Here is a 23,752-nt window from a genome sequence, read left to right as displayed (position 1 = left end):
GAACCGAACTCCACGACGCATTCGTCTCCCTCGCCTGCAGCCTCATTTGCTGGCGACGCCTCAACAAGCCCGACTCATGATCGTGTTACGAGCTCTATGGGTGCGGCGGCACGTACATCCCCTCTCGTCCCTCCCGGCGTGGGGCGAGCTGGACCTGGCCGTCGGCAACTTCACGTACACGGTGGTTATCAAGCCGGAATTTCCGCTGTCCGAGGACCCGGAGCGGGCGCAGAGCTTGATGGTCGAGCTCCCGTACAGCCGATCCGGCCGCCAGGGCAAGTGGGCCGACCGGAAGCAGTAGAGGCTGGAGTGGGCCCGAGCCTAGGATCCGTTGACCCCCTGCGGGAACTACCCGAGGTGCTGGCGACCAGCGCTCCCGAGTCCGAGGAGCTGAAGCCTTACCTGAAGGGCTGGAGTCCGCCTGGCCCGGAAGAGCGTGACCACTCCTGGCGTAGGTGGTCAAATAGCATCGGCTCCCGAGGCGAAGGGGGACGAACCGGCAGGTTCTTCGTCAGCTGGTAGTACAGCGCCCGTGAGGCCCTGAACTGTAGTGATGCTGCGACGGGCGACTGCTGCGGCTCGGTTGGCCCGCGTACGGCCCGGATCCTTCTTGCCTTGCGGCTTGTGCGCGCGGGAGGTACTGAGGGCAGTTGGAAGGGTGGCCTGGTCGGAGCGGTGATCATGGCTGCGGGCAGAGTCACCGTGGCCTGCGGTCCTCGGCGCCGTGTGAGGCGGGCCGGTCTGTCCGCCGGGACCTCGTCCGGTGTGCTATCCGTGGTCGTCGTGGCGATGGCCTGGAGCATGACGGCATGGCTGGTCAGGGGTCTGCCCGTGCCAGTTCATGGTGATGTGGGGGAACAGCCGGTGCTCGATCGTGTTCCACGCTGTCAGAGTCCAAGACCCTGATCACGCACGCCGCCAGCCAGCCGGCGCGCTTGCTCGGTTACGAGATTCGGGCCCAGCGCAGTGACACGAAGATCTCCCGGGGCGCCGAGCAACCAACGGCGTCATCGGGCTCTACGTGCCACCTGCCGTGATCCGGCAACGCTGCGCGATCTGCATGCGCGGCGGGAGACCCGTACGCCGCGGAGTGCTCATTCACGACAGCGACTATTCCATTGTGCTTGCAGGTCACGGTTCCTCGTGACGGCGGAAGGCAGCCACTGGTCGCCACCTTCGGGGGCATTCCGCTCAAGCGGCAGCGCGCGGCAGAGATCCTCGACCGGGCACCGGCCACCAAGCGGAGCCGAGGCAACGAGTTGTTGCACCGGCTCCTGGCGGGTGAGCGCGAGATGTGCGGGAAGCCGACCGGACTTCACGTCCATCACATCCGCAAGCTCGCCGATCACCACGCCACCGCACTCACCCCGACCGGGGTCAGATCTCACGCCTACAGCTCGAAGTCCGTGACCACCCAGGTGGAGAACTGCCGCCACTGGTCCACGCCGCGCATATGAACCGGGTGGTAGAGATAGGTTTCCACGGCGCTCTTGTCCTTGAAGTTGCCGATGACGGCGTAGTCATACGCTATTTCTCGGTTGGTGACGTTCCGGCCACATTTCCACTCAAGGATCTCAGGGATTGATTGCGGGAGAACGCGAACATCCCTGTCCGCTTCGAGGAAACGTGGGTCATCCCAACCCACGCCGTCATGGAACTTGAACAGGACGACATGACAGATCATTGATCCTCCATCTGAGGTTCGTGCAACTCGGGCAGAATCCAGGGCCGACATCAGAAGCTGCGCAGACCGCCCCCGTCCACCGGGACCATGACGCCCGTGAGGTAGGACGCGGCAGGAGACAATAGGAAGGCCGCGACCTTTCCGAATTCCTCCGGAGTGCCATACCGGCGCAAGGGGATATCCGCAGAGTTGCGTGCGCGGGCTGCCTCAGCGTCGCCGCTGCGGGCATCGATCTCGCGAGCCCTGTCGGTGTAGATGCGGTACGGAAGGAGGCCCACGACCCTGATGTCGCGTGGACCGACTTCATCCGCCAACGACTTGGCGAACCCGGCCAGGCCAGGGCGAAGGCTGTTGGAGATGGTGAGGCCGGGAATCGGCTCGTACACGGAACTGGAGAGAACGAGGGCGATCACCCCTCCCTCGGAGAGCTGTTCGGCCGCCTTCTGGGCCAGCCGTACCGTACCGAGGAAGACCGATTCGAGCGCCGTCCGCCATTGGGTTTCCGTGCTGGAGGCCGCGGTTCCTGGTGCGGGCCCTCCGGTGCTGATCAAGATGCCGTCAAAACTCCCGAATATGTCGCGTGCCGCGGCGATGAGCCGGTCGGGAGTGGCGGGGTCGGCGGTGTCCGCGGCCATTCCTACCGCGCTGCCGCCGAGGGACGCAGCCGCCTCCGCCGCGCGCTTCCCGTCGCGCCCCGCGATGACGACCTGTGCGCCTTCGGCCACCAATTCCCTGGCCGCGGCCAGCCCCAGTCCGCGCGATCCCCCGGTGACGACGATTGTTCTGGCTTTCAATTCAAGATCCATGACCGCACTCCACGAGTCTCCCGTTCTAGTCTGTCGATGTGCACTGCTAGGGCTGCCGGTCGACCACCGCGTGGCGGTCCGACCATGCTCGCCAGAGTTCGGCGTAACGGCCGTTGACCGCGAGCAGTTCGTCGTGGGTTCCCTGTTCGATGATGGCTCCGTCGTGCATCACAAGGATGCGGTCGGCCGACCGGGCCTGGGCCAGCCGGTGTGCCACTACAAGAGCGGTACGGCCGCGCATCGCCGCTTCGGCGGCCTTCTCCAGCAGGCGGGCACCTGTCGAACCGGCCTCCGAGGTGGCCTCGTCCAGCACGACGAACCATGGGTCACTCAACACGATCCGGGCCACGGCGAGTTGCTGTATCTGGTCCGGTGTCAGTTGATGCCCCTGATCGCCTATGACGGTGTCCAGGCCGTCGGGGAGCGCCGTGACCCATCGGTCAGCCAGCGTAACGGCCAGGGCATGCTGGACTTCCGCATCCGAAGCCCCGGGCCTCACCAGTGTGAGCGATCCCCGTACGGTCCCGGCGAAGACATGAGCGTCCTGGGTCACCAGGAAGACGCCTGAGCCCGCCCCGGTCCGCTCGGGATCGTAGGGAACACCGGCAGCCGTCACCGTGCCCTGAGTCGGCCGGAGTACCCCGGCGGCGATTGCGCCCAGCGTCGTTTTGCCAGCTCCGGTGACACCGACGAGAGCGACCCGCTCACCAGCGGCGATCCGCAGGTCGACATCGCGCAGGACCAACTTGCCCGGCACATACTGATGGCTGATTCCCGAGAGTACGACGTCCCCGGGCCCGGTGGCCGGACGGGAATCCGGGGCGGCCGGCATCGTCGCGATGCCGACGAGCCGTGCCAGCGCGGAGCCGATCGCCTGGAACTGGTCGAAGGTGAAGAGCAGTCCTCCGATGGGGGTGAAGAGGCGGAGGAAGTACAGCGCCGCCGCGGTGACGGCGCCGACGGTGGTGAGGTCGTGGCGCACGAGGAGGAACCCGAGACCGAGGACCATGGCTAGTCCGAAGAGTTCTGCCAGGTTGTTCCGGTTCAGGAAGCGGAGCGTAAGCCGGTACACGGAGACGGAAACACCGACGGCCTCGTCGGAGGTGTCCTCGATCCGCCGGAGCAGTCCGCCCCCGATCCCGAAGGCTCGGGCCGTTGGAGCGGCGTTGAGGCCCGTGAGGAGCGCCTCGGCACGTTCTCCCTGCGCGACCTTCTGCTCGCGGTACAACCGCTCGGAGCGCGGCAGGAACCACCTCAGCGCGAACACATACAGCGGTACTGCCATGAGCATGGCCAGACCCAGACGCCAGTCCAGGACCAGCACGCCCACGGAGGTGAACGCAATGGTGACGGCCGAGTTCAGGACGATCGGTACGGCGTTGTTGAGCCCTTCCGACACGGTCCGTACGTCGTCGGAGAGCCGGGAGAGCAAGTCCCCTGTGCTGGCCCGCTCTATCCGGTCCGGGGGCAGGTGCAGCGCCCGGACGAGCACGCGCTCCCGCAACTCGGCCAGCGCCGGCTCGCCCGCCCGCGCCAGCGCGGCCACCGCGATGCCTCCGAGCAGCGCGGACGCCACCGTCGCGGCGGTGATGATCAGCACTGAGGAGAGGATGGTGTCCCGCCCGGCGCGGATGTCATCGACGATCGTTCCGAGAACCCAGGGCGGCACAAGGCCGGAGGCGCTCCCCAGCACAATCGCGAGGGCCGTGGTCACGGTCGCCCCCCGGTTGCCGTTGCTCCACACCAAGTGGCCGAGGAAGGCAAAGGTCGCCCGGTAGGTTCCGATCGGCAGCAGGTCCCGGCTCATCGCAGTACCAGCTCCTGGTAGGCGGGCAGGCCGAGCAGCTCCTGGTGGGTGCCCTCCTCGACGACGCGGCCGCCCACCACGAACACGACACGCTCCGCCTGGGTGAGCAGTGCGGGGCTCGTGGTGATGATCCACGTGATGCGTGTGCTCACCGGGTCATGCCGCAGGGCGCTGATTCCGCGGGCGATGTGCTGTTCGGTGACCGCGTCCACCGCAGTGGTCGGGTTGTCGAGCAGCAGGGCCGGAGGATCGGCCGCCAGCGCTCTGGCCAGTGTGATCCTCTGTCGTTGGCCGCCGGAGTAGGTCGCTCCCGAGGGCGTCACCCGCTGATCCAGACCCTTCTCGTCGAGGTTGACGATGTCCTGCGCCGATGTCGCGCCGAGGATGTCCATGAGATCGGCGTCGCTGTGCCGGCTGTCCGGATCGAGGTTGCTGCGCAACGTGCCTTCCAGAAGTTCGGTGTGATGGGGGTTCACCAGACGGCGCTGGGCGCGCGCTCGCAGGCTCAGATCGCTGAGCGCGGCGCCGTCGAGAAGGACCTCGCCGGTGATGTCCGCGCCGTGTATCTCACCGGTGAGCAGGCCCACGAGTGTCCGGGTGACGGCTGGGTCGTCCACGACGAGGCCGAGCAGTTCACCCGGCCGGGAGGCGAGGGTGAACCCGTTCAGGGCGCCGATGGTCACGTCGTCGAGGGAGACTGCCGGGGCCGGTCCGAGCGGTGGCTGCGCGAGACCCTCGGCCAGCAGCGGCGGCGTGTGCAGGAAGTCGACGATCCGGGACGCTGAGGCGTATGCGGCCGCGATCTTCGCGCCGATCCGGCCGAGGGCCTGGACGGGCACGGCGAGAAACTGGGTGAGGCCGACGATGGCGACCAGCTGTCCGATGGTGATGGCGCCTTCCAGCGCCCGCTTGCCCGCGAGCAGGGTGATACCGGCCAGGAAGAGTCCGCTGAGCCCGGTGGTGACGCTCTCCATGACGCCGTGGGAGCCGGCAAGCCGGATACCGGCCGCTCTGGCGACCTGGCTCTGTGCTCGGTAGCGTGCGGCGGCTTCGTCCTCCGCGCCGATGCCCTTGAGGACGCGCAGGCCGCGCACCAGGTCCGCCGCCGTGCCACTGCTTTTGGCGATCTCGGTCCGCTGGTCGCGGTCGCGGCGGGACAGCACGGGCGTGATGAACTGGATGATCCCCAGCACGAGCGGTACGCCGAGCAGGACGGCGAGCCCGATGGCGATGTCGATGCGCAACAGGACGGCGGCGCTCACCAGCACCGCGACCGCCGAGGCGAAGGTATAGCCCATGGACCGGGCCAGGCCGCCCACACTCGCCGTGTCGACGGTGGCCAGGGAGAGGGTGCCACCGGAGAGGGTGCCGGTGCGCGCACCGAGCGGCCGCAGTACGTGATGGGCGATCTCGCCCCGGAGCCGGTGGTTCTCCCGCTGATCGATCCGGTACGCCTCAGCGGCACCCCAGCGGTAGGTGAGCATCAGGGAGGCGAACACCCCGACCAGCGCGCTGCCCCACAGGGCGAGGGTGGTGACGCTTCCCCCCGCCACCGCATGGTCGATGATCAGACCGACCACCACGGGCACTATCGCCTCGGACAGCTGCCACGCCGCCAGCAGGCCGAAGGAGCGCGCCACACCGGCTCTGTTGCGACGGATTCCCCGGAGCAACAACTTCACTGCGGAACCGGGGATCGGGGCAGCCCCGTTCCGGGCCGGTGCGTCAGTGGTCGACGCCGTCGTCATGGTCCTGCTCACGCTACTCCCGTGGGTTGATGCGCCGGTCAGTCGAGTTTTCAGATGACTCGCCGCATCCAGCCATATGTGTCCTTCGCCCGGCCGTGCTGGATGTCCAACACATGCTCCCGGAGCGCCATCGTCTGTTTTCCGGGCGTGCCGTTGCCGATGGCGAACTCGTAGCCGTCTCCCTTGAACGCCACGACCGGGGTGACCACTACGGCCGTGCCGACGGCGAATACCTCGGTGATGGTGCCCTCCTGGGCCCTGGAACGCAGCTCGTCCAGTGTGACCGCCCGCTCCTCCGGAACCAGGCCGAAGTCGGTGGCCAGCGTGAGAACGCTGTCGCGGGTGACCCCTTCGAGGATCGTGCCCAGGGCGGGTGTGACCAGCCGACCGTCAGAGGTGACCAGGCACAGGTTCATCGTGCCGGACTCCTCCAGCTTTCCTTCCCCCGCGCTGTCCAGGTACAGAACCTGATCGCAGCCGCGCTCCTGGGCTTCGGCCTGCGCGGCCAGGCCCGCAGCGTAGTTGGCGCCGCACTTGGCCGCACCGGTGCCGCCCCTGGCCGCACGGGTGTACTGGTCGCTCACCCACAGCGTGATGCCGGAGGAGTAGTAGGAGCCGCTCGGGGTCGCGATCACCGAGTATGTGACCTGTCTGGCGGGCCGCAGGCCGAGGAACGGGTCGGAGGCGAACATGAAGGGCCGCAGGTACAGGCTTTGCTCGCCGTGAGGCCCGGGGACCCAGGGCTCATCTGCGCGGATCAGCCCTTCCACGCTGGCCAGGAAGTCCTCGGCCGGCAGCTCCGGCAGCGCCAGGCGCCGTGCGGAACGGGCGAAGCGGCCGGCGTTGGTCTCCGGACGGAACAGCCAGACGCTGTCGTCGGCATGCCGGTATGCCTTGAGCCCTTCGAAGATTTCCTGCGCGTAGTGCAAGACAGCGGTACCCGGGTGAAACGTGAAGGGTTTGAGCGGGCCGACTCCCCGGTCGTGCCATCCGTTCTCCGGCGTCCATGAGGCGAAGGCCATGTGATCGGTGAAGTGCCGGCCGAACACTGGCGCGCTGAGTATCTGGACGCGTTCGGCCTCCGGTGCGGGATGTGCCGTCCGGGACAAGGGGAAGTCGGCGCTCACCGGTTCCCTCCCGCGAACAGCTCAAGGATCGACCGATAGGTGGCCGCGAACCTGTCCACGGTGCTCTCGTCAAAAAGGGTCGTGGCGTAGCTGAAGGTACAGGCGAGAGCCGCGCCACCGTCGTTGATCACCAGCCCGAGGTCGAACTTGGCGACCGTGAGCGACTGCCCGTCGGCTGCCCGGCCGCTGAGATCGTGTGTGCGCAGCAGCCCCTGTCCGGGCCGTCCGGCATCGTGGGCCCGGTCCGCATCCGCCTCCGCGAAGGAGTTTACGTCGAACCAGACCTGGAATAGCGGGTGGCGGCTGGGGTCGGCCGGCAGGTTCAGATGACTCACCAGCCGCTCGAACGGCAGCTCCTGGTGTTCCTGGGCATCGATCACACGCGCGGCGACCTTGTTGATCAGCATCTGGACGTCGTCCTCGGTGTCGATGTCGAAGTCGAGGGCGAGCGAGTTGACGAAGTAGCCGATCAGGTCGTGGGAATGCTGGTGCGTCCGGTTGAACGCCGGAATGCCGACGACCAGGTCGCTGCGGTTCGTATACGTCTGGAGCAGCAGATAATAGGCGGCGAGCAGCACGCTGAAGAGACTGGTGTCCGTCTCCTGTGCCAGCCGCCGCAGCGCCGTCGTCGTCTCTTCCTCCAGCTCGACAACGAGCTGCCCGCCCCGGTAGTCCACCTTCCTTGGCCGCGGACGGTCGGTCGGCAGCTCCAACGGCTGCCGTCCTTCCAGCCGGTTTCGCCAGTACGCCTGCAGTTTGCCGAGTCGGTCGCCGCTCAGCCTGCTGCGCTCCCAGGCAGCGAAGTCACGGTATTGAACGGTGAGCGCGGGCAGGCTGAGGCTCGCTTGCCCGTCGGCTGCAGACCGAGTGAAGTGCTGGTGAAATGCCGTCAGTTCATGCAGCAGGAGATCAGCTGACCAGCCGTCGAAGGCTATGTGGTGCACCAGGATGCCCACGAACGTACGCCGTTTACTGCCTTCGCCCTGCTGGTAGAAGGTGATCCGGACGGGCGCTTCCCGGCCCAGGTCGAAGCGGTAGGTGGCTTCGGCCCTGGAGTCGGCGGCCAGCTCCTCTTCGTTGGCGCCGCTGATGTGCCGGACGACGAGGGGCACTTGGCGGTGATCCAGCACCACTTGGTGGGGATCCCCACCGGTGGAGCGCCGGATCACTGTCCTGAGCACCTCATGGCGCTCGTGGACGGCACGGAAGCAGCGCTCCAGTACTGGCACTTCGACACCCGGCAGAATCTCGTAGCAGAGGTGGATGTTGTACACGTCGGTGCCCTGCTCGTACTGGTCGATGAACCATAGCCGTTCCTGCGCGAACGACAGCGGCTGCTCCGACGTCCGGGTCGGCTCGATTGGCACGGGCTTGGCGGCCACGGTCTCGAGGCTCTCCACCAGGCCGGCCACCGTCCGGTACCGGAAGATCGCGACGATGCTGATGTCGATTTCCAACTCGAAGCTCAGCCGGCTGACCAGTTTGATCGACAGGAGGCTGTTGCCGCCCAGCCGGAAGAAGTCGTCATGGACGCTGATCCTCTCGGGATCGATCGCCAGGACATCGGCCATGATGTTCCGTGCTTTCCCTTCCACGTAGTTCCGGGGAGCGGTGAACTCGCCGTCTCCGGTGAGCTGGGGGATTGCCGCCGGGGCGGGCGGCGTCTCGGCCCGGGCGTCGCTCCGGCCGGCGGATCGGAGACTGCCGTCTGGGGCCCAACGCACCAGGTCGCCGGTGTTGTAGAGACGCTCGTTCCCCGAGCCGTCCGCGTGCGCCGGTGCCACGCCACCGATGTACAGCTCTCCCACAGCGCCGACGGGCAGCGGCCGGAGTTCACTGTCCAGCACGTAGACGGGCCGCATCCGGCCATCGCTGGGGCGGGCTGTGTCGTCGTGCTGCTGGTAAGTCAGGTCCGGGATCGCCAGCCGTCGCCGCGCCGGCTCGTCCCCGGCGAGGTCTGCGATCTGCCTGAGGAGACAGACATAGGTTTCCCCGAAGCTCTCGATGGTCGCGTGGTCGAACAGACCGGTGGCGTAGTTGACATTGACCTCGAGCTCGTCACGCGAGTCGTCGACGGATGTGCTGAGGTCGAACCTCGCAACCTTGTACAGCTCACGGGTCAAAGACGTCGTCCGCACCGTCTCGCGTGGCCGGTCACCCTGGCCGGGCGGCGGAGAGCCGAAGCTCTGCACACTGAAGGCGACCTGGAAGACCGGGTGTCGGCTCATGTCACGGGGGACGTCCAGTGCCGTCAGTAGCTGCTCGAAAGGCAGTTCCTGGTGCAGGAGGAGGTCCATGACCTCGCGAGAAGTCGCCTCGATATGGTCGGCAACGGTCCCGGCGGGGTTGATACGCACCCGCAGCGGCAAGGTGTTGATGAAGAATCCGACAAGGTGTTCCAGCCCGGGATGGTCCCGGTTCGCGACCGGCACGCCGACGACGATGTCGTCCTGGTGGCTGAAACAGCGCAGGGTGAGGTGGTGGACGCTCAGCAGCAGGCTGAAGAGGCTGACCCGCATCTCCTGCGCCAGCTGCCGGAGCCCGCGCGACACCTCTGCGTCGACGGTGAGGAAGACGTCCGAGCCCCGGTAGTCGATGCGCTCCGGCCGCGGCCGGTCCGGAACGAGGTCCAGGCTGGGGCACCCCTTGAGCTTCTCCTCCCAGAAGTGTACGAGCGCGTTGGCTCGTTCACCGGTGAGATACCGCCGCTGCCAGGCGGCGAAGTCCTTGTAATGCAGCTCCGGGGCGGGCAGGCGCCGCGCGAGGCCGGTCCCCGGCGGTCCCTGCTCCAGGAGGGCGTACGCGGCCGTCAGGTCTTCCAGCAGCACATCGGTCGACCAGCCGTCGAAGGCGATGTGGTGCACCACGAACGACAGGTATCGGGCCGCGGGCTGCGCCACCTCGTAGAGCCGCATGTGCAGCGGGCCCTCGTTCGCGAGGTCGAAGACCCGCTCCACATCTCCCCGCAGGTTCTCGCGCAGGGCTTCGGTGCCGGACACCCGTTCGACGGGAGGCATCGGTACCTCGTCCATGTCCCGCACGACCTGGTACCCGACGCCGTCTCGGGTCTCCTTGATGAGAGTCCGCAGGATCTCGTGGTGCTCGACCACCGCGCGCACGCCGGTCAGCAGGATGTCGATGTCGACGTGTTCGGCGACCTCGAGGACGAGCGGCACGTTGTAGGCATGGGTTCCGCGTTCGAACTTCTCAATGAACCAGAGGCGCTCCTGGGCGAAGGACAGGAGTTGGTCTTCCGGCCGGTCGAAGTCCGTGGAGGTGACCTCGGCGGGGTGGGAGCGCCGGATTTCGAGATCTTCGACGAACCTCCTGACCGTCCTGCTCTTCAGGAGGTGTGCGACGGGCACCTCTAGGCCGAGTTCGCGCCGTAGCACCGAGACGAGCGTGATGGAGAGGATGCTGTTGCCGCCGAGCTGGAAGAAGTCGTTGTCGATGCCGACCTCCTCCGTCCGCAGCCCGAGCAGGCGGGCGATAGCCGCGCACAGGTCGGCTTCCAGGCGCGACCGTGGCGGTGTGACCCCCGGCGTACTGGCGAATTCCGGCTCGGGCAGTGCCGCGCGGTCCACCTTGCCGCTGATGGTGCGTGGCAGGGCAGCGAGCCGGACACAGGCGGCCGGCACCATGTGCGCCGCCAGGCTCCGCCGGAGAAAGCCGGTCAGTTCGTCGGCATCCGGGGCACTCTCGGAGACGTAGTAGGCCATGAGTACCGGACGGCCGATGTCCTTGACGACAACAACGGCCTGCCGGACTGCGGGATGGCGCAGAAGGGCCGCCTCGATCTCCCCGAGTTCGATCCGATGCCCGTGGATCTTGACCTGGGCGTCATTGCGCCCGACGAACTCCAGCACCCCGCCGGGAAGGAGCCGTACGAGGTCTCCGGTGCGGTAGAGCCGGCCCGGAGCGGCTCCGCCCGTGGTGGTCGGCGAGGGGGTGACGAACCGCTCGGCGGTGAGGTCGTCCCTGTTGAGATAGCCGCGGGCCAGCCCCCCGCCGCCGATGTGGAGTTCACCGACCGCGCCCACGGGAAGAGTCCGGTGGAATGCGTCCAGAATGTGGATGGTCTCATTGCCGAAGGGCCGTCCCAGGTTGACTGGCAGCCCGTCGCGCCGCTCGGTGTACCTGTAGAGCCAGGAGGTGGACCAAATCGTCGTCTCGGTAGGCCCGTAGACGTGGACGAGGTCCAACGAGGCTGCCATCACCCGGTCGAGAAGTTCCTGATCCAGCTTCTCTCCCCCGACGAACAGCAGTGTGCCGTCGGTACCCGTCAGCCGGTCCAGCAGCACATCGCACACGGTGGGCGTCGCCTGTACGAAGTCGTACGGCCCGCAGTCCAGGGTCTCCGGGATTCCGACGGCGAGGTCGACCGTGCCGCCGGTGCTCAGCGGCAGGCCGTATTCCAGGCCGAAGATGTCGAATACGTGATTGGTGAGGCTGTATGTGCTGACAGTCTCCCGGTCCGCGAAGTACTGCTCGCGTGCTTGGGAGACGAGCAGGTCGAACGACCCGTGCTCGACCATGACCCCCTTGGGTTTGCCCGTGGTGCCAGAGGTGTAGAGGACGTACATCAGGTCGCCGGCGGCGGGCCGCGAAGCGGGGTTGGCGGGCGACGCCGCGGCGAGCATGGCGGCCGTCTCCTGGGTGTCCAGGGCAAGGACCGCCGGAGTCTGGCCCGGATCGCCGAGGCCGGCCAGACGCGCCGCGTCGCGGCGGGTGGTGAGGACCGTCTTGGCCCTCGTATCGGTCAGGATGTAGGCGATCCGCTCGTCGAGGTAGCTCGGGTCCAGCAGCACGTACGCGCCACGGGCCTTGGCCACGGCCAGAAGCGACACCATGAGGCCGATGCCCTTGTCCATGCAGACAATGACCGGTTCCTCGGGATCGAGGCAGTCCGGCCCGGACAGCAGATGAGCGAGCCGGTTGGCGCGCTCGTTGAGGGAACGGTAGGTCAGGCTCGCGCCCTCGCAGTTCACGGCGGTGCGATCTGGCCACCGTTCCGCCTGGGCCTCGAAGCGGTCGAGGAACGTCCCGGCTGTGGCAAGTTCCCCTGCCGGAGCGTTGAGGATGCCGGTGACCTCGGTGCGTGCTTCCTCGGTCAGCAGCTGGATCTCGCTCCAGGGACGCCGGGAACCCGCGAGCACTCCGTCCAGCAGGTGACGCTGTATCCGCAGCATCTCTTCGGCCAGGTCCGTATCGAAGAGTTCGGCGGCGTACGCCAGACGGAGCCTGATGCTGGAGGGCGTCTCGGATACGATCATGGACAGCGGGTAGTCGAGTTTCTCGAACTCCTGCGCGTTCCGTACCGAGAACGTCTTCTGCCAGCCGTCGGGGCTGATCTTGGGCCAGTTCTCGTAGATGAAGAGCGAGTCGAACAGCCGGTTCGATCCCTCGTGAAGCGCGGCCAGGTTGACGGTGCTCCGCGCGTTGAACTCATTGATCTGACGCTGTACGTCGCGGAGGGTGTCCACGACCAGCTCATCCGGATCGCCGCTCGTCAGCACCAGTGGCAGGGTGTTGATCAGCAGGCCGACGGTGCGGTCGACGTCGTTCGTCGGAATATTGCGGCCGGAGACGACGACACCGGTGATGGTCTGCCGCGATCCGCTGTAGCAGGCCAGTGCTTTGTGCCAGAGGCTGAGGAAGAGCGCGTTCGCGGTGACACCCGACTCCTGTACCAGCCGCCGCACCTGTTCGAGCTGGTCCCCGGACACGGTGACAGCGGTTTCCCGCATATCCTCGACCCGCCGGACCTCGTCGGTCCGTACTCCGCCTGCCCGAGCTGCGGGGCTCAACAGCCCCCGCAGGTCCATCCGGTCCTCGTAGCCGGAGAGGTATTCACGCCAGAACGCGGCCTCGTCCAGATGGTGCTCTTGCAGGTATCGCTGTGCTGCCCCATAGCTGCGGTCCGGGGTGCTGTGCACGGGCAGGCCGGAGAGCAGGGCCTGATAGGTGTCATGAACAAAACTCAGCAGGACGGTGATGCTCCAGCCGTCCAGTATCGAGTGATGGTGGCTGAACAGACAGGTGTAGTGGCCGTTCCCCAGCCGTACCAGATGGATACGGAACAGCGAGCCGCCGCCGAGGTCGTAGGGCTCTGCCCGGTCCCCTTCCCGTATCCCGTTCAGCGATTCGGCCCGGCGGTCGGAGGATTCGTGGCTCAGGTCGTGGTAGCGCCAGTCCAGCGTGCCTTCCGCGTCGATGACCTGCACCAGATTGTCCTGCCATCCGAAGCGCAGCCGTAGGCTCGGGTACGTTCGCTGTGCGGCGAACCACGCCTCGCGCAGAAGCTGCGGATCGATCTCGGTGGCATAGCTCCACATCATCTGGACGATGTAGGCGTCATCGGTCTTGTTCTGCGTCAGGGCGTGGTAAATAAGGCCCTGCTGGAGGCTGTTGGCCAGGTAGACGCCATCGATTTCACGGTCGGACTGCAGCTCGTCGAGAGCGTCCGGACGGACCACGTGATCCACGTCCGACGGCGTGAGGTACGTCCGCTCCACACCTCGCAGCTCTTCGACGATACCGGCCAGCCAATGCTCGAAGCGGCGGGCCAAATGGTCGCCCGTCTCCTGCCCGAGCTTGTTCGCGATGGTGAAGGTGAGCCGGCCGTCGACGACCCAGCCGTTGATCGTCATGATGTTGCAGTCCCGGTTGGCAGAGTGGACGGCGACGCCCACGTCCTCCCGGGTGATCCGCCAGCGGGCCTCCGGGCCCGTCACCTCGTCGTTGTCGAGCCGGCCGAGATAATTGAAGTTGATACGCGGCAGTTGGTCGGTGTCGTACCCGTAGAGGGCGCCGTATCCGATGCCCTTCTCCGGGATCGCGCGCAGCGCCTCCTTCGTGTCCCGCAGAGTGGCGACGCAGTCCGGCCCCGCGCTCAGTCGCACGGGGAACATCGTGGTGAACCATCCGAGGGTACGGGACACATCCAGCCGCGGGCCGATCTCCTCGCGGCCGTGCCCCTCCAGAAGGATGTACTGGTCCGTCTCACCGGTGATGTCGCGGAGGGCGTGCGCGAACGCGGCGAGGAGAAGGTCATTGATCTGCGTGCGGTACGTGTGGTGGCTCTCCCGCAGGAGACGGCGGCTGGTGTCCCGGTCCAGGGTCAGCTCGGACACCGTTCGTGTGTCTTCGCTGAGCACAAGTCCGCGCAGCGCCTCGTCGCCGGTCTGCGCGAAGCCGTCGACGGTCCGCTGCCAGTACTCCCGCTCGTCCGGATGCCCGTCCGCGTACTGCTGGACGGCCGTGCACCACTGCCCGTAGCTGCTGCCGGGGGGAAGCAGGGCACGCCCGTGGTACAGCGCCTCCAGCTCTTCGGTGAGGACCCGCCAGCCCACGGCGTCGACGATCAGATGGTGGCAGGCGATGAACACGCGTGCGTCGCCGTCGGGAAGCCCGTCGACATAACCGACGCGATAGACGGGACCGCTGCGCAGATCGAAATCGCTCTGCCAGGCGGTGAGGAGTTCCTGGAGGTCCTCGGTCTCGTCGGCCGAGGCCACTGCCAGGTTGGTGGGGCAGAAGTCGTCGGTGTAGTACTGGCTGAGTTCGCCGTCGGCGCCATAGCGGTACCTGAGCCGGAACTCGCCGTGTCGGTTCCCGAGTTCACGCACGGCCTGTCGCAGCCGCTCCGGATCCAGCCGCGGGGTCGCAACAAGGAACGCTTGGTTCCAGTGGTCCGGTCGGGTGAACTCCTGGTCGAAGAACCACTTCTGGATGGGCAGGAGCGGTGCCTCGCTCACCGGTGCCGGCGGCTCGCTCACCGCGCCGCCGTCCTCCGTCCCGCCGCCTTCGCTCAGCCTGTTCTCCAGCAGTGCGCAAAGGGCTTCCACGTTGGCCTGGTCCAGTGCCTCGTTGACCAAGAGGTGGACGCCGAACTGCCGGCGCAGCCTGCTGAGCATCTGGATGGCGCTGATGCTGTCACCGCCCAGCTCGAAGAAGTCGTCGCTGATCCCGAGCGGCTCCCCGCCGCGGCCGAGCACCTCGGACCAGATCTCGCACACCGCTCGTTCGAGGTCGGTACGCGGGGCCACCCGCTTCTTCTGCCGGACCCGCTCGGGTTCCGGCAGGGCGCTGCGGTCTAACTTGCCGTGCGGAGTCAGCGGGAGGCCGTCGAGGAAGACGTATGCGGAGGGCAGCATATAGGGCGGCAGCGTTCCTTCGAGGTACTGCGCCAGTTCCTGCTCCGAGCAGCCGAACTCGCCTGCCACCACGTAGGCGACCAGCACGCGCGGCGTCTGCTCCTCGCCGACCGCGCGGGCGACGACGGCTGCCTGGGACACGTCCCCGTGCGTCTGTATCGCATGCTCGACCTCGCCCAGCTCGATGCGGTACCCACGGATCTTGACCTGGTCGTCGTTGCGGCCGATGTACTCGAAGTCCCCTGTGGGGAGTTGGCGCACCAGGTCGCCCGTCCGGTACAGCCGGACGTGGGCGGCATCCGCGGCGGTGGAGCCGGGGGCATGGTGCTTCACCGCTGCCCGGAGGAGGTGCCCCGGGAACCGTTCGGCGGTGAGCTCTGGCTGGTTGAGATAACCCCGGGCCACACCGGTGCCTCCGATGAACAGCTCCCCGACCTCGCCGACCGGGGCCGGCCGGTCCTCGGTGTCGAGCACATGGCCCTGGTAGCTGTCGTAGAGGCGGCCGATGTTGGGGGTCGTGCCGGCCGGCAGGGGGTGGACCAGGCCGACGCACGTCCCCACCGTCGCCTCGGTGGGACCGTATTCGTCGTACACCCTCAGGTCCTGCCCCGGACGTGTGCGGATCCTCTCCAGCACCGACTGGTGGAGCTTCTCCCCGCCCAGGACGACCGTGCGGACGCCGGTCTCGTGCAACCCGTTCGCGATCAGAGCGAAGTAGCCGGGCGTGAGCTTGACGAAGGTGACGTTGTGCCTGGCCAAGAACTCCTGGTAGGCGTCAACGTCCTGGACCGAACCGTCGTAGACGGCGACCTGTCCGCCCAGTGCCAGCGCGGCCAGGGTCGTCGTCACCGTCAGGTCGAAGCTGATGGGCGTCGAGTAGCCACATATGTCGTCGGCGGACAGGCCCAGATGAGCGCCGACGTTTCGGAGGTAATTGACGACAGACCGGTGCTCGACCATCACGCCTTTGGGGCGGCCGCTCGTGCCCGAGGTGAAGATGACATACGCAAGGCGGTCCGGTGTGACGGGCTCGTCCTGGGCCGCCGGCTCCGTCGCCGGAGGCTTCTGGGCGAGGGTTTCCTCATCGACCATGACGACGTCGACGCCGCCCGGGCCGCCGACGATGTCCACCAGGCGCGTGTGGTGGACATCGTCGGTCAGGACCACCCGGGAGGCCGTTTCTTCGAGAAGGAACCTGATCCTGTCGTCCGGGCTGTCCGGGGAGACGGGTACATACGCTCCGCCAGCCTTCAGCACCGCGAGCATACTGACAAGCACGTACGGGCTGCGTTCCAGGACCAGCATCACCAGGGACTCCGGTCCCACCGCGTGCGAGTGCCTGAGAATCCGGGCCAGGGCATTGGCCCGGTCGTCGAGTTGCCGGTACGTCAGGCTGGTGTCGCCACAGGTGATGGCGATGGCGTCAGGCTGTTCACGGACCTGCTCCTCGAACAGCTGATGCACCATGGTCTCTGCGGTCCGGGCGGAGCCGTCGTACGAACGACGCATGTGCACATCTTCCTCAGGGATGGGGCGGACGGGTTCTTGGACGAGTCAGGAATCCAGTGCGGGGAAGTACGACTTCAGGTCGCCCGTCCGCCGGATGTCCACGGTGCAGCAGTGGAAGCTGCCGCCGAAGTGGTAAACGTTTGCGAATGGGATGGCAATGACCCGGAACCCGAGCGACTTGAACAGCTCGATCATCGGCTTCTCCCGCTCCTCGCAGATGATCGTCTCCTCGTTGACATTGAAGACGTTCATGGAGATCCAGTTGCTGATCTCCGGAGTGTTGTAGAAGCTGCCGCGCACCGAGGGCTCTGCGGCGACGACCCGCCAGTTGTTCTCCTCGAAAAACGCGATCGTGTCGTCGACCGGGGGGCGTTCGGGGTTGACCATGACGAGCCCCGGGCGCAGCGGAACCATCGTCGCGTCGATGTGCTGCGGGTGAGGGTCTCGGAAACGGACCCTGTGGAGGCGGTACTCCGGGCCGAGGTGCCGGGCCAGCCAGGCGGCGCCGAAGTCGTTTGTCACGATGTCCGGCTGGTAGAAGATGTCCCTGCCCATGCGACTGAAACTCGCCGCGTCGAAGGAGGGCTCCAGGCCGGTCAGCGCCGGATGGCCGTCCGCGTCGAAGGGGCCGTCGTCGACGGAGAAGTCCTGGACGTACATCTCGTCGGACATACTTGGCTTGGGGGCGGCGGACCACTTGGCGCCCTGGCGGAAGTACTCCCGTACCAGCTCTCGGTAGGGCAAGTACTCGAAGAAGCGGCTCCGCATGGCCATGGGCGCCTCGATGATCTCGTCGCCGACGACGAGCAGGACGTCCCGTGGGCACGCGCTGGTGTTCTGGCTGCGCACCTGAAACGTGGGCGTCTTCACCTCAGTGAAGAAATCGGTCTGCGTGGGCCGGCGCACGATGACGTTCTCGCCTTCAAGTACCCTCGCGAGATTGTCCAGTTGGGCGCTCGCCGCCTCGATCTCTGCGTCACTGCGCCGTGCTGCCTTGAACTCCCGCTGCTCCGGGGCCGGGAAATAGGGCCGCAGAGCTGGTTCGAAGCCGGGGCTCGCCGAATTCGCGACGCTTCCGACGATGACCTCTTCGAGCGGGTCCCAGCCATTGTGGGAATTGACGACCCGCTGTGCGGGGTTTCCGAACGAGTCTGCAAGCATGTGGATTCCTTCGAAGGTGAGCGTGGGATGTCGCGCGCTTGAGGAGAGGCCGTGGGCAGCAGATCTGAAAGATGCCGTGGATCAACTCATGGCAACGACTGTCTTGCGGTCCCCTTGATACGGGTTGCGGCCATGCGCGAAGAGAAGATTGTCCAGTATCATGACGTCCCCCCGCTGCCACGGAATGACAACCTTTTCCTGCTCGTACGCCTCGCGGATATGCTCCAGAACCGCTGGCTCGATCGAGTCGCCATTGCCGTAGAACGCGTTGCGGGGAACGTTTTCGATACCCAGCTCATTGACGAGCGTTACCTGCTCTTCGGGCGCGAGCGCGGAGATGTGGAAGAGATGCGCCTGGTTGAACCAGACCAATTCTCCGCCGCGCGGATGCGGCAGGGCCGCCTGGCAGCGTTGTCGGGTGCGCAGAGCAGTGCTCCCTGACCTCCACTCGACTTCAATGCCATGCTCCGCGCAGTACGCTTCGACCACTGCGCGCTCGGTGGTCTGGAAGACTTCCTGCCAGCTCAGGTCAATACCGTCGGTGAAGTTCCGGACATAAAGTACACCCGTGCGTTTGAATTTTTCCCGCACCGCGGGGTCGATCCGCTGGTATACACGTCGTGAGTCAGCTGTCGGCGTCTCACCGCCCTGTTCGGCAGCCACTGCGCAATAGAAGTAGATGCGACTGGGCCATGAGTCTGTGTATGAGTTCTCGTTATGCAGCGGAATTATTCGGTCTGCCGGATACTCCGTGGCAGTGTAAAGCTTCCCGCCCACCTTGGTGCGAGGCGTGGAGCGGTGGACGTACTCAAGGAGTTCAGAACTGAAGGTATGTACCACCCGGTTGAACTCGGACACTGAATTGGTTCCGAGGTCGCGCAGGATGACACCACCGTAGGTGGTGAGGAGGTTCTCGATTCGAGGCTGATTTTCCGCAAGCCATAAGAAGGGCTCTGCGCCCTTCCCCGGCCGCAGCAGCACGGGACCTCGGCCGTCCTTCGACGCGAAATCGATCCCCTCGTCATCACCTGTGTGCTTCACCTTGGGCTCCTAGACTGGCTCACAGCGCTGCGGCACGTGAGGCGCCCGTATTCACGGCCGAGTACGGTGACCCCGGAATATCAGTGATATCGGCCTTCACTGGGCCTTTACCGCTGCGTCGTCGGCATACTGTTTCGAGATTTGAAGGCGAGAATGGACTCCGCGTCACGCCGGAAGAGTTTACGGCAGGGTAAAGTAAGGGCAAGGAAGCCATTCCGCTTTAACGGTAGCTGCGCTTCCGCAGCATTGCCTGTGCCTGGATTGAAACACTAGATCGCACTATCGGACAAAGTCAAGAGCGAGTTATGGGTGACATGATGATCCACTCCGTGTTAGCTTCAAAGGAGGTGTTACATCCCGGCATCCCACGGTGGCCTGGCCTGAAGCCACCCCTGTGGCCTAAACCTTCTTTCCGTACGGGGCGTGCGATTAACCATGGAGCAATGCTTCCTGAACATCCCATTTAGCGGCAATCGATCGGGAAATTTTCCACTGACTTGGGGTCAGCGCTGGATATGGAATTTGGTGGCGTCACGTGCCCCGCACTACGCCGACCTGGGTGACAGCTATACGGTAGCAATTCCGGACATGTGCGATATGAATCAAGTGTCCGAGGCCCTCTCTGCCCTCCTCAGTCGCTACGAAACCTTTCGCAGCAGATTCCCAGTCTCCGCAGACGAGAATACGCACCAGCTGATTGTGGCTGAAGGTCATTTGCGGGCGGAGGTGCGAGACGTCCCAGTGGAGGACGCCCACTCGGCGGCCGGCACCGTCGAGGCCGAGTTCAACCGCGTGCCATTCACGCTCCCTGAGCTCTCCCTCCGCGCAGCCGTCATATCCTCGGACGGCGTCCCGAAGTACGTCGTTCTCTGTGCCTTCCATATGGCCATGGACTGCCACGGAATGGTGTCCGTCCTGGACGATTTCAGGTCATTCATGAGCGGACACCCAGTCAATGCGGAGGGAGAGGTTCCGAGCCGCATCACGCACCCGGTGGACCGTGCACAGATGGAAGGCGAGGCGGACAGTGTCCGGCGCTCGGCACGAGGCATCCGGTTCTGGGAGCAGGAACTCGTCAAGTTCCCGGACGACCCGCTTCCTTACATCGGCCACCGGCCAGAGAGCCCGCGGTACAAGACGTTCTCGATGCGCTCCGCCGCCGTGCGCGCCGCATCGCTCGAGATCGCTGCGGAACTGGGCGTCAGTACGGCATCGGTCATCCACGCCATGGCCGCGACGCTGGTCGCCAAGCGGACAGGGAGTCAGAAATTCGGCTTCGTCATGGCGGCGAGCCACAGATTCGACGCTGACTCGACGAGCTACGCCGGCACCCTTGTTCAGGGAGTTCCGGTAGCCGTCGACATGGCCGACCGCACACCGCAGGAAATCATTTCCCGGACCCATCGCGCGGGGATGCTCGCGGCCCTCGCCGGCTACTGCGACCCTCACGACCTGGCCGATGTGCTGCGTAAGTCATACGGCCCGGAGGAGACCCGGGCACGACTGGCGTGCGTCGTGAACCTTCATCTGCCCGACCCCGAGGGCGCGAGGGGACAGCCTACGGCCGGCACCGGAGTCACGCGGGCGCAGGCGGAGCGCCTGCTGACCGAATCCCGGTACGACTATGTCGAGGGGACCACTGTGGAGAACGAGCGCTTCTACCTCGCCTCGCAGAGCGACTCGACGTACTTCTTCATCACCCTGCGGGCCGACACGGCGGCGATTACCTCCGCCGATATCGCAGGGTTTCTGCGCGATCTGGAGCGCGCACTCATCGACTGCTTGCCCCAGTCTGCCACGGCGGTCTGACTCGCCGGTCGCCTCCATCCAGGTCCGGTGGCGGAGAGTTCCCATACACGTCAGCTCGCATACCCTCGGGAGCGTTGAAGTCATTGAGTACGGAACTGCACATCCCGACCAATATGGATCCTGCCTTCTGCATGGAGATCGATGGCGTCCCGCGCTACAGGTCCGCTGCCACGCTCGCCGATGATCCTGCCGGGCTCACCTGTAGCGTCACGGTGGGGCTGGAGTGGGCCGCCCGTGGACGGGCGGGTGCTCTTTTCGGGTACCCGATTTTCGAAGCGGCCGCCGAGAAAGTGAAAGCCGGGAAGCATGACGCTCTCCTGGTCGCCGGCGCCTATCCCGAGATCCGGGCATTCTTCTTCGACCCCGCACTGCGGGCCGTAGAGGCATTCGTAGCCCCGATTCCCGACATGGTGCTGGCGGCTCCCGCTCAGAACGCGAAGAAATACACTGAATTCGCGAAGATCTACTACCACCCAGCCACCTACAAGCTTCTCGAATTAATCGATGGTGTCAGCCTCAAGGAAACCGAGCAGGTCACATCGAACAGCCTCGCCTGCCGCCGCGCAATGGTCGACTCGGGCCATGCCGCGGCGATAACCAACGTCACGTGTGCGGAGCACTATGGCTTGAACGTCATCGACGTGCTATCGGCCGGAACTCCCATGAGCTTCGTGGTTTTCGAGAGGGCAGATTACGCGGACGGGCAGTGACCGGGAGCTCCACACCAGAACATCACACCACTTCGGGGCTGGAATATAGTGTCCCTTCCGACCAAATGTAACGAGTCCCGCCCCAACGGGCCGCTGACTCGACATCGGGGAAGAAGCCCCGCCCCTCCAGATTCGCACTGGTGTTGCACAGCACAGGTACCCCGCTTATCTCCGCGTAGGCAGCGAGGATGCGCGCGGTGTCCGTGTCCTGATTCGACGCGATGGTTTGGAGCCGAGCGGTGCCGTCCAGGTGAACGACCGCCGGGACGCGCTCGGCCCAACCGGGCCGCATGCGGTGTTCGAAGAGCATGTAGGGGTCAGGCGTGCCAGGGGCAAAGATCTCCGGCGCGCGGTCCTCCAGGCAGATGGGCGCAACGGGCCGGTATGCGGCTCGGTTCTTGATGGCGTTGAGCCGGTCCTTCATCCGGGCGTCGGTCGCGGGCGCCAGGATGCTCCGGTTACCCAAGGCGCGCGGGCCCAACTCCGCCCGGCCGGAAAGGACTACCACCGGTTCACCCTCGGCGTGCAGGAGGGCGGCGAGCTGACGCTCGTCGCAGGGCTGTGCCCGCCACCCACGGGGGAGTGTGCCTGTGCTGATCGACGGCCCGCTGTAGACATCCCACTCCAGCACGGTCCTACCGCGCCTGAACATCTCACAGACGGCTGTTCCGATGGCCGCCCCCGCGTCATTGGGAAAGGGCGGGACAAAGATCTCCTGGAAGACATTGCTGGCCCGAATCGCCGAGTTCCACTTGATGTTGAGCGCGCAGCCACCGCCGAGTACCAGGTTCCGCCCTCCCTGCGGGAAGCGACGTTCCACCACCGAGGTGAGCCGCTCTAGCAAAGTGTGGCCGAGGTATGCCTGATAGGAGGCGATGATGTCCGCATTGGACAGGCCTGGCAGCAGCTCATCTCGGTTCGAAGCTACCTTGTCTCCCAGTACGCCAATTCTTTCGGCGGTGATGTCAGGGAATTCAGCGATAAGGTTATCGAAGACGGCAAAGGAACTGGTCTCGACTCGACCTTTGGCCGCGTATGCCATCGCCTTCCCTGCGATGGAGAGGTGATAGCGTATCTGCTGGTCCGTCGAGAGGCTGTCGGTGTCGCGCCGGTATGGTTCGAACTGTGCGCAGAAGTCCGCGAAGCTGCTGCCCGTAACGGGCAGCAAGGCCGAGACCATGGTTACTTCATGGGTCTTGGCCTGTACTTGGTAGAGGCGCGGCACGATGCCGCCGTCCCAGACCAAGACAAATGCGTCTTCTCCCCGGGCTGCGAACGGGCTTGAGCAATACGCGCCAAGGAGATGGTTGGCGACGTGGGTAAAGCTGGCATAGTCGTTGAAGCCGTTGCCACTGAATGTGTGGCGTTGCAGCGGCCCATCGTCCCCGGGGCTCTCGACATACGGTGCGACTCGGAGCTGTATCGGCCGACTGTCGATGTTCACGTCGATAGCCGGCTTGCCTGCGGCATCCTTCGTGTACCAGCCGTCGACCACGAACTGGTCTATGTCGGTCGGTGACAGACCCTCCGTGGCGAGGACTTCAGCCACCCGCCTCAGGTCCCCGAGAGCGCTGTAGCGTTCCCCGTTCTTCAGCTTCTCCATCTCGACGCTGAAGAGAAGGCGACCCTCTTCGATAACGGCAACCGCACCGTCGTGCGATGCCTTGATTCCACATATGAGCATCGATCAGCCGCACCTTCTGGCCGCATAGCAGCCTGGAGTCCGTCAGGCACGTCAGAAGGCGGGCAAACTCGGTCAAGTCGTCGCACGCCACGCAGACGTCCTGCGGTCTGACATTAGAAACGAATATGTCACCCACTCCTGAGGGAATGGTTGGTGACGCAAAAATCGGGAAGCGCCAGGACGTTCCCTGACCTTAGCCGTACGCAACGAGACACCGAACTGGAAAATGAGGTGCTGCAGAAGCGAAAGAGAATCGAAAGGCGCGCTTGCATGACGAGAGTTCGCACTGAATCGTGGATTGTTTCCCTTGCCTGTAGCGGCCTGAGTCGAATCTACCTTGGCACTTGGTGTACAGGCAATGTTTCCACATGAAGGTCCATCGGGTCAATTGACCACTCGTGCGCTAATGTCCGTCTCGAGCGTATTGCCTGGCTCCTGAAGGTTCGAAACTCATGGAGGGGTGCTCATTCGGCCACATTTCAAGCCACCGTTTGTAAACGCTATGTCAAG

13 protein-coding genes and 1 pseudogene are annotated in these 23,752 nt (G+C 65.5%); 3 read left to right on the top strand and 11 right to left on the bottom strand.

Going from position 1 to position 23,752, the window contains the following annotated elements; genetic code table 11:
* The first annotated feature begins 76 nt into the window (after positions 1-76).
* Entirely contained in the window at positions 77-301 is a 225-nt protein-coding gene (locus ACFWBW_RS14400; RefSeq protein WP_385371975.1) for a hypothetical protein, read from the top strand.
* Positions 302-773: 472 nt separating this feature from the next.
* Here ACFWBW_RS14400 and ACFWBW_RS14395 read toward each other — a convergent pair.
* The 10 genes and pseudogenes from ACFWBW_RS14395 to ACFWBW_RS14350 all read right to left on the bottom strand — a co-directional run.
* Positions 774-882 (bottom strand): annotated as a pseudogene (locus ACFWBW_RS14395) (hypothetical protein); the annotation flags it as partial.
* A 212-nt stretch (positions 883-1,094) separates the two neighbouring features.
* A complete protein-coding gene (locus tag ACFWBW_RS14390; RefSeq protein ID WP_385371972.1) occupies positions 1,095-1,352 on the bottom strand; it encodes a hypothetical protein in 258 nt (85 codons plus the stop codon).
* Between the two features lie 38 nt (positions 1,353-1,390).
* Complete coding sequence (locus tag ACFWBW_RS14385) at positions 1,391-1,684, bottom strand: Dabb family protein (protein ID WP_385371969.1); 294 nt, start codon at positions 1,682-1,684, stop codon at positions 1,391-1,393.
* 50 nt (positions 1,685-1,734) lie between these two features.
* A complete protein-coding gene (locus tag ACFWBW_RS14380) occupies positions 1,735-2,490 on the bottom strand; it encodes an SDR family oxidoreductase (RefSeq protein ID WP_385371966.1) in 756 nt (251 codons plus the stop codon).
* A 46-nt stretch (positions 2,491-2,536) separates the two neighbouring features.
* Positions 2,537-4,297 carry an ABC transporter ATP-binding protein gene (locus ACFWBW_RS14375; protein WP_385371963.1) on the bottom strand — a complete coding sequence of 587 codons (1,761 nt, stop codon included), beginning with the start codon at positions 4,295-4,297 and terminating at the stop codon, positions 2,537-2,539.
* On the bottom strand, positions 4,294-5,937 hold the full coding sequence (locus tag ACFWBW_RS14370; RefSeq protein WP_385371959.1) for an ABC transporter transmembrane domain-containing protein: 1,644 nt from the start codon (positions 5,935-5,937) through the stop codon (positions 4,294-4,296). Before ACFWBW_RS14370 ends, ACFWBW_RS14375 begins: the two co-directional genes overlap by 4 nt.
* A 158-nt stretch (positions 5,938-6,095) precedes the next feature.
* On the bottom strand, positions 6,096-7,172 hold the full coding sequence (locus ACFWBW_RS14365; protein ID WP_385371956.1) for a branched-chain amino acid aminotransferase: 1,077 nt from the start codon (positions 7,170-7,172) through the stop codon (positions 6,096-6,098).
* On the bottom strand, positions 7,169-16,837 hold the full coding sequence (locus tag ACFWBW_RS14360) for an amino acid adenylation domain-containing protein (RefSeq protein ID WP_385371953.1): 9,669 nt from the start codon (positions 16,835-16,837) through the stop codon (positions 7,169-7,171). The genes ACFWBW_RS14365 and ACFWBW_RS14360 overlap by 4 nt, the downstream gene beginning before the upstream one ends.
* Positions 16,838-16,882: 45 nt before the next feature.
* Positions 16,883-17,998 (bottom strand): glycine amidinotransferase, encoded by a 1,116-nt coding sequence (locus ACFWBW_RS14355; protein ID WP_385371950.1) that lies wholly within the window; start codon positions 17,996-17,998, stop codon positions 16,883-16,885.
* Positions 17,999-18,079: 81 nt separating this feature from the next.
* Positions 18,080-19,039, bottom strand: coding sequence for a TauD/TfdA family dioxygenase (locus tag ACFWBW_RS14350; RefSeq protein WP_385371947.1), 960 nt, complete (start codon positions 19,037-19,039; stop codon positions 18,080-18,082).
* Positions 19,040-19,474: 435 nt separating this feature from the next.
* On the opposite strand from ACFWBW_RS14350, the gene ACFWBW_RS14345 reads away from it, so the two are divergent.
* On the top strand, positions 19,475-20,848 hold the full coding sequence (locus ACFWBW_RS14345; RefSeq protein WP_385372003.1) for a condensation domain-containing protein: 1,374 nt from the start codon (positions 19,475-19,477) through the stop codon (positions 20,846-20,848).
* An 83-nt stretch (positions 20,849-20,931) separates the two neighbouring features.
* On the top strand, positions 20,932-21,558 hold the full coding sequence (locus ACFWBW_RS14340) for a hypothetical protein (protein ID WP_385371944.1): 627 nt from the start codon (positions 20,932-20,934) through the stop codon (positions 21,556-21,558).
* A gap of 22 nt (positions 21,559-21,580) precedes the next feature.
* Here the strand turns inward: ACFWBW_RS14340 and ACFWBW_RS14335 are convergent, their stop codons facing one another.
* Positions 21,581-23,242: a carbamoyltransferase N-terminal domain-containing protein gene (locus ACFWBW_RS14335; protein WP_385371941.1), complete on the bottom strand. Its 1,662-nt coding sequence runs from the start codon at positions 23,240-23,242 to the stop codon at positions 21,581-21,583.
* Positions 23,243-23,752: the final 510 nt, after the last annotated feature.

The sequence above is a fragment of the Streptomyces sp. NPDC059957 genome, assembly GCF_042730015.1.
Classification (GTDB): domain Bacteria; phylum Actinomycetota; class Actinomycetes; order Streptomycetales; family Streptomycetaceae; genus Streptomyces.
The sequence above is the reverse complement of the archived record's forward strand: the minus strand, read 5'-3'. Positions and strand labels throughout refer to the sequence as shown.